At 69.5% G+C, this 9,007-nt stretch carries 10 protein-coding genes; 6 read left to right on the top strand and 4 right to left on the bottom strand.

The annotated features are described in order from the left end of the window. Positions 1-147: 147 nt before the first annotated feature. Positions 148-711 (bottom strand): TetR/AcrR family transcriptional regulator C-terminal domain-containing protein, encoded by a 564-nt coding sequence (locus tag P2P98_RS09815; protein ID WP_275799486.1) that lies wholly within the window; start codon positions 709-711, stop codon positions 148-150. A 56-nt stretch (positions 712-767) separates the two neighbouring features. Here P2P98_RS09815 and P2P98_RS09810 point away from each other — a divergent pair, with 56 nt between their 5' ends. From P2P98_RS09810 to P2P98_RS09800, 3 genes are read left to right on the top strand one after another with little or no spacing between them, the layout of a single operon-like run. Continuing rightward, positions 768-1,370 (top strand): biotin transporter BioY, encoded by a 603-nt coding sequence (locus P2P98_RS09810; RefSeq protein WP_275799485.1) that lies wholly within the window; start codon positions 768-770, stop codon positions 1,368-1,370. Next, entirely contained in the window at positions 1,367-2,047 is a 681-nt protein-coding gene (locus tag P2P98_RS09805; RefSeq protein ID WP_275799484.1) for an ABC transporter ATP-binding protein, read from the top strand. Before P2P98_RS09810 ends, P2P98_RS09805 begins: the two co-directional genes overlap by 4 nt. Further along, positions 2,041-2,649, top strand: coding sequence for an energy-coupling factor transporter transmembrane protein EcfT (locus P2P98_RS09800; RefSeq protein ID WP_275799483.1), 609 nt, complete (start codon positions 2,041-2,043; stop codon positions 2,647-2,649). Before P2P98_RS09805 ends, P2P98_RS09800 begins: the two co-directional genes overlap by 7 nt. 98 nt (positions 2,650-2,747) lie before the next feature. Here the strand turns inward: P2P98_RS09800 and cofE are convergent, their stop codons facing one another. From cofE to P2P98_RS09785, 3 genes are all read right to left on the bottom strand, one after another. Then, the gene (gene cofE / locus P2P98_RS09795; protein WP_275799482.1) at positions 2,748-3,518 is read right to left on the bottom strand and encodes a coenzyme F420-0:L-glutamate ligase; all 771 of its coding nucleotides are present in this window, start codon (positions 3,516-3,518) and stop codon (positions 2,748-2,750) included. A gap of 1 nt (position 3,519) precedes the next feature. Continuing rightward, the gene (locus P2P98_RS09790) at positions 3,520-4,026 is read right to left on the bottom strand and encodes a GNAT family N-acetyltransferase (protein ID WP_275799481.1); all 507 of its coding nucleotides are present in this window, start codon (positions 4,024-4,026) and stop codon (positions 3,520-3,522) included. A 189-nt stretch (positions 4,027-4,215) separates the two neighbouring features. After that, positions 4,216-5,244, bottom strand: a complete 1,029-nt coding sequence (locus P2P98_RS09785) for a ketose-bisphosphate aldolase (protein WP_275799480.1) — start codon at positions 5,242-5,244, stop codon at positions 4,216-4,218. A 122-nt stretch (positions 5,245-5,366) separates the two neighbouring features. On the opposite strand from P2P98_RS09785, the gene P2P98_RS09780 reads away from it, so the two are divergent. The 3 genes from P2P98_RS09780 to P2P98_RS09770 all read left to right on the top strand — a co-directional run. Then, a complete protein-coding gene (locus P2P98_RS09780; RefSeq protein WP_275799479.1) occupies positions 5,367-6,755 on the top strand; it encodes an FGGY family carbohydrate kinase in 1,389 nt (462 codons plus the stop codon). 63 nt (positions 6,756-6,818) lie between these two features. Further along, a complete protein-coding gene (locus P2P98_RS09775; RefSeq protein WP_275799478.1) occupies positions 6,819-7,574 on the top strand; it encodes a DeoR/GlpR family DNA-binding transcription regulator in 756 nt (251 codons plus the stop codon). Positions 7,575-7,750: 176 nt separating this feature from the next. After that, the coding region (locus tag P2P98_RS09770) for a sugar ABC transporter substrate-binding protein (protein ID WP_275799477.1) at positions 7,751-9,007 on the top strand (1,257 nt) is incomplete at its 3' end.

Genomic DNA, 9,007 nt, shown 5'->3' with positions numbered 1-9,007 from the left:
GCATAAACGCGTGCAGAGCGTGTTTCTGTGAGCGGATGGCGTTTATGGATGCCGAATGCGGCGCCGCAGCGCTCCCGCCCTCAGCCGCGGCGCCGCCCCGCCCGCAGCCCCGCCGCGCCGCCCGCAGCCCCGCCCGCAACCCGCCGCCTACGCGAGGGGCCCCGCGCCCGCGCGCGCCCGCAGCCCGTCGGCGATGAGGTCGAGGCCGAAGGCGAAGTCGTCGCTCTCGAGGCCCGAGGCGCCCTCGCGTGCGCCGAGGCTGTCGTACTGCAGGCGCTGCTGCTCGTGCCAGACGAAGCCGAGCACGTAGTGCAGCACCGTGGTCGCGCCGCGGCGCGCGGTGTCGGCGTCGAACCCGGCGGCGGCGATCGCGGCGGTCAGTCGATCGTGCGCCAGCGTCGACCCGAGGCCCAGCGCGAGGGTGCTCGAGACGACCTCGGCGCCGTCGCGGTACGTCAGCAGCGCGTCGCGCAGTGCGTGCGCCTCGACGCGCAGGTCATCGGGAGTCCTGGATGCCATCCGCCCGACGATGCGATCCGAGAGCTCCGCGAGCAAGGTCTGCTTGTTCGGGAAGTGCCAGTACAGAGCACTGGGCTGCACCTCCAGGGCTGCCGCGAGTCGGCGCATCGTGAGGTCGGGGAGTCCGTGATCGTCGAGGATCCGCAGGGCGGTCTGGGCGACGTCGTGGGCGGAGTGTCCTCGGGGTGCCATGCGTCTGAGTATAGTGAACGCTGTTCAGGTGAACACCGTTCAGGAAAGGCGTGCTCATGACCCGCACTCTCGATGCCACCGACCTCGCCCGCGTCGCCGTCTTCGCCGCGCTCATCGCGGTCCTGGGGCTGCCCGGGAGCTTCCCCCTCTTCGGCGGCGTGCCGATCACGGCGCAGACGCTCGGAGTGATGCTGGCCGGCGCAGTTCTCGGACCGTGGCTCGGTGCGCTCTCGGTGTCGATCCTCCTCGCGCTCGCCGCAGTGGGACTCCCCGTCCTCGCGGGCGGGCGGGGAGGATTCGGCGTCTTCCTGGGACCGACTGCGGGGTACGCCCTCGGGTGGATCCTCGGGGCGATCGTTATCGGACTGATCGTGCACGCGGGCGGACGTCGTCCCGTGGCGTGGCGCACCGCCGCGGCGATGATCGTCGGGGGGATCGGCGCCATCTACGCCCTCGGCATCCCGGTGCAGAGCCTGGTGACGCGTCTGCCGCTCGCCGAGACGGCGCTGACGAGCCTGGTGTTCGTGCCGGGGGATCTCCTCAAAGCGGCTATTGCGACGATCGTGGTGTCGGTGCTGGTGCGTGCCTATCCGCGAGGTTTCCGGCGCGCGTGGCGCGGGGCTGCCGGTGAAAGGACGCCGGCCGACGTGCACGCGTGATCCGCTGCCGGCGCCTGACCGCCCGCCTCGGCGACACGGAGGTGCTCCACGACGTGACCCTGGACCTCGAAGCCCGGACCATCGCGATCATCGGCGACAACGGCTCGGGCAAGTCCACCTTCGCCCGACTCGCGGCCGGGCTCTTGCGGCGGGCGGCGGGAGAGCTGGAGGTCCTCGATCTCGATCCGGACAGGGATGCCACCGACCTGCGCCGTCGCGTCGCCCTCGTGCTCAGCAACCCCGACGCGCAGATCATCATGCCCACCGTCGCCGAGGATGTCGCGCTCTCGCTCCGTCCGCTCCGCCTCGCGCGCGAGGAACGAAACCGCCGCGTCGCCGCGGCACTCGAACGCTTCGGCCTGGAAGCCCTCGCCGACCGGCCCGCCCACGACCTCTCCGGGGGTCAGAAGCAGCTCCTCGCGCTGTGCGGTGCGTTCGTGCGCGAGCCCGCCCTCGTCGTCGCCGACGAGCCGACGGCATTCCTCGACGCGCGCAACGCCCGCACCGTCGCCGACCACCTGCTCGCCGACACCGGGCACGCGCTCATCGTGGTCACGCACGACCTCGCCCTCGCGCGCCGATGCGAGGAGGCCGTGCTGTTCGCGGACGGCCGGGTCGTAGCATCCGGTGCCGCGGGCGCGGTCGTCGATGCCTACGAGAGCGCCCTGGCGTGCTGACGATGTACCGCCCCGGCGCGGGATGGATGCACCGGATGCCGGCCGGCCCGAAGCTCGCGGTTTTCGCGGTCGTGGCGGTCATTGTCGCGGCGCTGCCGCCGGTGTGGATCACGGTCCCGATCGCGGTCGCCGTTCCGATCGCGGTGTATGCCGCGGCGGGAATGGGCGTCGGACGGGGGCTTCGCGCGCTCGGCGGCCAGGCCTGGGCACTCCGCTGGATGATCGCCATCACGGCGGCGGGGCAGCTGATCTTCCTCGGGCTCGAGCCGGCCGCGGCGAACACCGCCCGGGTGGCGGCGGCCGTCCTCATCGCGGGGGTGGTGCCGCTCACGACCCCCGTCTCCGCGATGCTCGACGCGCTCGAGAGAGGGCTGCGGCCGCTGCGTCTCGTCGGCATCGACCCAGCGCGCGTCGCCCTGCTGTGGATGGTGACGCTCACGACGATCCCCGTCCTCGCCCGCCACGCCGCGGACGTGCGCGATGCCCAGCGGGCTCGAGGGCTGCGTCCCTCGCTGCTGCGCGGAATCGTGCCGTTCCTGGTGGTCGCCCTCCGCCACGCCGACGACCTGGGTGACGCGCTCGCCGCCCGCGGCATCCGCTGACTGGGCCCCCTCGTCCCACCTCTGGTCGGTGCGGGCCTCTCCAGGTGACCACAAGTGGGACATGCACCCCTATATGTGGGACGAGGGGGGACAGGGGGTCAGTCGCGCGCCGCGCGACCCGCCGCGAAGCCCTCCGCATACGCCTCGTCCGCTCCCTGGCGGAACATGTCGCGCTCGGGATCCCGCACGATTGAGCGCGCCCCGGGCAGGTCGAGATCGCCCACGAGGTCTCCGCGCCCGCGCACGATCGCGACGGGGCGGCGCGACGCCTTGCCCTTCACGAGGTCGGTCGCCGCGGCGATCTCGTCGGCCACGCACGGCAGGGTGACGACGAGGGGGCGGCCCTCGGCATCCGTCGTCCCGCGGAGGTCTTCGAACACATGGATGCCGCCGGCCCCGATCGCGTGATCCGTCTGGCCCTCGCGCCAGGCGCGGCCCAGGGTGTCGGTGATGATCACGCCCACTCGGGCGACGGAGCGCAGGCCCTCGGCGATGCGCCGGGCCGAGGCGTCGGGGTCGACCGGCAGCAAGAGCACCGTGCCCTCAGGGGTGTTGCTGGCGTCGACCCCGGCGGCGGCCGAGACGATGCCCAGGGGGTTCTCGACGATGCGGGTGACGTGCCCGGTAGGGGAGGTGCGGGATGCCACGAGCCGTACGGTCTCCCGGGTGATGGCGTCTTCGCGGTCGGCGGCGTGGATGATCCGGCCCTCGGCCTTCGACACGATCTTGCTGGTGACGACGACGATGTCGCCGTCTCGCAGCGCCGTGTCGGCTCCCGGTGCCGCGTCGACGGCATCCAGGATCACCCGGACGAGGTCGTCTCCCGGGGTGATCTCTCGGATGCCGTCGAGGGCCCAGACCTGCAGCACGTCAGCGGACGAAGCGCACCTCGGTGAGCTCCTCACCGAGGAAGGGCTCGACGTGCGACGCGCCGTCGAGGGCGAAGCCGTTGCGCGTGTAGAAGCGGTGCGCGCGGGGGTTGTCCTCCGCGACCCAGAGGTAGGCGCCTTCGCCGTCGTGGATCGCGGCGTCGAAGAGCTGCTGGCCGATGCCGGTGCCGTGGAAGGCGTCGAGCAGGTAGATGAAGTACAGCTCGCGCTCGCGCGGAGCGTCGTCGTCGCGCGCGGGGCCGGAGCCGACGAAGCCGACGATCTCGCCGTCGACGAGAGCGGCGTGCATGCGGTAGCCGTCGCCCTGGGCGGCCCAGTGGGTCCAGAGCTCGGCCATGCGGCGGGGGGAGACGGCCTTGAGGGCCGCCTCGCTGATGAGGTGATCGTAGGTCTCGTGCCAGCAGGTGGCGTGCACGCGGCCGAGGGCCTCGGCATCCACGTCGCGCACCGGACGGACGACGGTGTCGGTTCGGGTTTCGGCGGTCATGGCGTGACTCTACGCGGGGGAATCGTCAGGGTGAAATCGGCGTGGTGATGGTCTCGAACGGGCGGGGGCACGCTCGCGGAGGAGGCGGCGAGGGAACGCCGGGACGCGGGGGACAGCGTCGCTCGCGCCCGGAGAGGAGGCGGCGACGATCTCCGCTGACCGTCCCCTCCTCCTCCCGGGCCTCTCGGGTCAGACCGTCGACGGCACCGCGTTCGACGGAAGAGGGAGCGCGGCTTCGGCGCGGACGGGCGTCGCCTCGTAGTCCGCCGCGCGACCGGCCTGACCGAAGACGCCCATCCGCTCCGCGATCATGTTCGACATGGCCGCTCGGCCGGCTTTCGCGGCGGGGGCGGGGTCAGCTGCCAGGGGGTCGGCCGCGAGCGTCACCCGCATCGCGGCCGCGTATGCCATGTGCGAGTCCATACCCTGGTTGATCTTGGTGACCCCGAGTTTCGTGGAGCGGGCCTTCTCGGACTCGGGGACGCCCCATGACTCGGGCAGGCCACCGCCGTGTGCATTGATGATCTCTCGCAGGTCGGCCGGGAGCGACGACGACCCGTGCATGACCAGGTGCGTGCCCGGGATGAGCGCGGCGATCTGTTCGATGAGGTCCATGCGCAGCACCGTGCCGTCGGGCGGGCTAGTGAACTTGTACGCGCCATGAGAGGTGCCGATCGCGACGGCGAGCGCATCTACGTCCGTCTCAGCGACGAAGCGACGTGCCTCCTCGGGGTCGGCGAGGACGATCTCCGCGTGAGTGGCACCGTCCTTCGACCCGCCGATCGTTCCGAGCTCCGCCTCCACGGACACTCCGTGCTCGCGGGCGTAGGCGACAACCCTCTTCGTCACGGCGACATTCGCTTCGAAGCTGGTCGGCTGGTGGGTCGCGGGGTCGAGGCTGCCGTCGATCATCACGCTCGAGAACCCCGCGTCGATGGCGCGCTGGCAGGTCTCGTAGTCGGGGCCGTGATCGAGGTGCACCACCACCGGCACGCGCGGGTAGTGGTCGACCGTTCTCAGCAGCAGGTCCCAGAACAGCTCGTCGGAAGCGAAGGCCGATGCGCCGGCGATGGTCTGCACGATGACGGGGGAGTCGGTGAGGGCGGCGGCGTCGAGGACCGCCTCGACCTGTTCGATGTCGGTGACGTTGAAGGCGCCCACCCCGTAACCGCCGGCGCGGGCGTGGTCGAGCACCTCTCGGAGTGAGCAGAGTGTCATTGCGGTCTACCTCTCAGTTTTCACACATCGTTGTCGCGGAGGGGCTAGGGCTCCACTGAACCGATACAGTAACAGAACGAAAGAATTTGCTCTCGTTGTAGTTTCGAGTGAAAGGTCTAGCGATGTCGCAGGTCGTAGTGGGGGTTGATTTCGGAAGTTCCCGCATCAAGGCCGCCGCGTTCACGAGGGACGGGGAGATGGTGGCCGTGGGTGCTGTGAACACCCCGCTCGTGCGCGCGTCGGCGGGCGACGACTTCCCCGTGCTCGAGATGCTGGACGCTGCCCGCCACGTCGTCGCCGCCCTCGACGTCGATGACATCGCGGCCCTGGGCATGACCTCGATGGGCGAAGTAGGCACCATCCTGACGCACGACGGGCTGGCGCCGATCGCATTCCCGTCGTGGTACGACGATCGTGGCGACGAGGTCGTCCACGCTCTCGAGCGGGGGTGGGGAGCGCGGCGCCTGCGTGACCTTACTGCGCGGCACCTGCGCACCACCTCGACCGTGGCCAAGCTCGCCCACGTCCAGGCGACGACCTCCGGCGTTCCGGCGGGTCGATTTGTCGGCTTGTGCGGAGCCCTCGCTCATCAGCTCACCGGACAGACGTGGCAGGAGGCGGGCCTCGCTGTCACGAGCGGGGTGTACGACCTCGTCGAGCGGCGCTATCTGTCGGACGTGTGGGCGTCCGCCGGCCTGGCGCACGTGGGCCTGGTGGACATCCGCCCGCCGGGCCGTGGAGCCCCCGCGCAGGGTGACCTCGCTCGTGCGTTGAAACTAACGCCCGGGGCGCCCGTGATCATCGCCGGGCACGATCACCCCGTCGCCGCGGTCGGGTCGGGGGTCCGAGTTGGTGAGGCCTTCGATTCGCTCGGAACCGGCGAGGCCATCATCGCCCCGTTCTCCCGCGACGCGGGTGTCGAGAGGGGCGATCTCGTCGCGCACCTCGATCGTGACCCCGATCTGACCTTCGAGGTGTGGCCGTCGACCGGAGCGCCTCTCGTGGTGTGGGAGCGTATGCGTCCCGGATTGGCGATGCGGACATTCCTCGATGCGAGCGCGCTCGACCGAGGGGCCCTGGAAGACGGCGCGTTGCCTCCCGGCGATCGTCCCTCCTTCTCGCCGGACGATCTCGCGGCCCTCCAGTCGGGACGCCTGGCCCCCGGGCGCTACGACGCACCGGCGTGGGGAGACCTGATCGACGCGTACGTCCTCCTCGCCTCGCAGGGCGATCGCCTGGTCCGCGAGGTTTCGGGCGCACGTGGTGCGACGATCGTCACCGGTGGAGGCCTGCGCTCCCGAAGGTGGAGGGGGTCGAAGCTCGCGCTGCATCCGGGCCCGCTCGAGGTGTCGACGGTGACTGAGGCGGCTGCCCGTGGCTGCGCGGCGATCGCCGGCGTCAGCGCGGGGTGGTGGTCCCGACCGGAGAACATGCCCGGGACGACGCGCATCCCCGTGTCGACACCGGCCGAGATGGATGCCGCGCTGGAAGGACCTGCCTCACCTCGGTAAGGCCTCTTTCCTCCTGCTTACGAAACACCTTCGTTTGCTTGCGTGCGCGTGTATCTTCGGAGCGTGCACAGTTCTCAGCGACGCGACGCGATCATGACGGCCGTCTTCGAGAGGGGGACGGCTCGTACCCGTGACCTCGCCGAGGAGCTGCGGGTCTCCGAGGTCACCATCCGCAACGATTTCGAGATCCTCGAACGGCAGGGCCGCGTCTCGCGCGTGCACGGCGGGGTGACGATGTCCGAAACGCCGCTCATGGGATTCGATGCGCGCTCTACGCAGAATGTCGAGGCGAAACAGCGGATCGCGGCCGCCGCCGCGGCTCTCGTGTCCGACAATTCCACGATCATCCTCGACTCGGGGACCACGATCCTCGCACTCGCCCGTCACCTCCCGGCGGTGCAAGACCTCGAGGTCCTCACCCCGGGTGTCAACGTCGGGCTGGCGCTCATGGATGTCAGCGGGATCCGGGTGCGTCTTCTCGGGGGGCGTCTCGTCTCCCGCATCGCCGCGACCGTCGGTTCTCCCCGTCAGCAGGGTCTCGAAGGCGAGATCGCCCACATCGCGTTCGTGGGCGCCGGAGGCATGGATGCCGACCACGATGTCGTCGAGGGTTCGCTCGATATCGCGGAGTCCAAGCGCGCCCTCATCGGGGCGTCGAGGCGGCGGGTCCTGCTCGCCGATTCCTCGAAGTGGTTCACGCGGGACCGGCACAAGGTGGTGAACGTCTCGCGGTTCGACACCGTCATCAGTGATGCGGATATGTCGGCCAGCACGCAGGAGGCGATTCGCTCGAACGGGGTGGAACTCCTCCTCGCCTGACGATCGCGCGGACTCCTCCGGCCTCGACATCGTCGTCGCGGTCTCCGAGATACGAATATGTACAAAAGCCTAGAACTTGCGAATGCTTTCGGGTATGGTCGCAACAGGTCAATAATTTGCGACCTCACCTTCGATCGACTTTCCCGTTGATTCGTCATCTCAAAGAGGAGAACCCGATGCACCGTAGATCCGTCGCGCTCATCACGGTCGGCACCGCCGTGGCCCTGGTGCTCTCAGGGTGCTCCGGCGGCGGCGGCGGCTCCGGCCCCGACGTCAACGGAGACGTCACCCTCGACTTCAGCCAGTGGTGGGAGGTCGAACTCAAGCCCGGAGTCATGCGCGGGCTCATGGATCGCTTCGAAGCGGAGAACCCGGGAATCAAGGTCAACCTGATCTCGAACCCGTACTCCGCCACCGTCGACCTTCAGACATCGGCGGCCGCGACGGGCACTCTCGCCGACATCGTCGCCATCAACGGCGCCAGCGTCTACGACCTGCAGGACCAGGGCGCGATCACCGATCTGAGCGCCCTCATGGAACAGGCCGGCTTCGATCCGGACGAGCTCGTCAGCAACGACCAGATCGATGGCAAGACCTACATGGTGCGCGCGCTCAACTTCGCGTACCCGCTGTACTACAACACCGATCTGCTGACGGCGGCGGGGATCTCGACTCCGCCCACGACGTGGGACGAGTTCGACAGGGCTGCCGCGGCCGTCACCGCGCCCGACAAGAACGTCTACGCCTGGTCGCTTCCGATCAACGTGCAGTCACCGGCTGGTTTCGACTCGCAGTCGTGGCTCTGGTCGTCGGGCGATCGCATGCTCAAGGATCGCCAGGCCAACTTCGAAACCCCGGCGGTCGCCGATTGGCTCACGTTCCTCAAGGGGCAGTACGACGGCGGCTACGTCACCCCGGGCGCCTTCACGCAGCAGGAGCAGCAGAAGGTCGAGGAGTTCACCGCCGGTCGCAACGCGTTCATGATCGGGTCGCTCGCCCACATCGCCGGCATCCGTGAGTCGAACCCCGACCTCAACTTCTCGATCGCGTCCGTTCCGTCCAAGAGCGGCAAGTCCTCGGGCATCGCCGGGGCCAGCTGGGGTCTCGGGATCGCGGAGAACAGTGAACACAAGGCGGAGGCCTGGAAGCTCGTCCAGTGGCTCGTCAGCAAGGACGTCAACTCCGAGCTCGCGACAGAAGCCACGGGTTTCCCGGGGAACGCCTCGTCCAAGCCCGGCTTCGTCGACGGGGACGAGCTCTACCAGAAGGCCTTCGACGTCTACTCCAACAGCGAGTTCGTCACGGAGCTGGAAGGCCTGCCCCGAGCCCTCGACCTGAACCGCAACCTCAACGAGAACCTCGTGCGGTTGCTTCAGGGTGACGCCGATGTCGCCCAGACGCAGGAGTCGTTGCAGACCTACTGGAGCGATGTC

It is taken from the genome of Microbacterium sp. Kw_RZR3 (assembly GCF_029222405.1).
In the GTDB taxonomy this organism is placed as follows: Bacteria; Actinomycetota; Actinomycetes; order Actinomycetales; family Microbacteriaceae; genus Microbacterium.
Note: the sequence above shows the minus strand (reverse complement) of the source record. Positions and strands in the feature narration are given on the sequence as shown.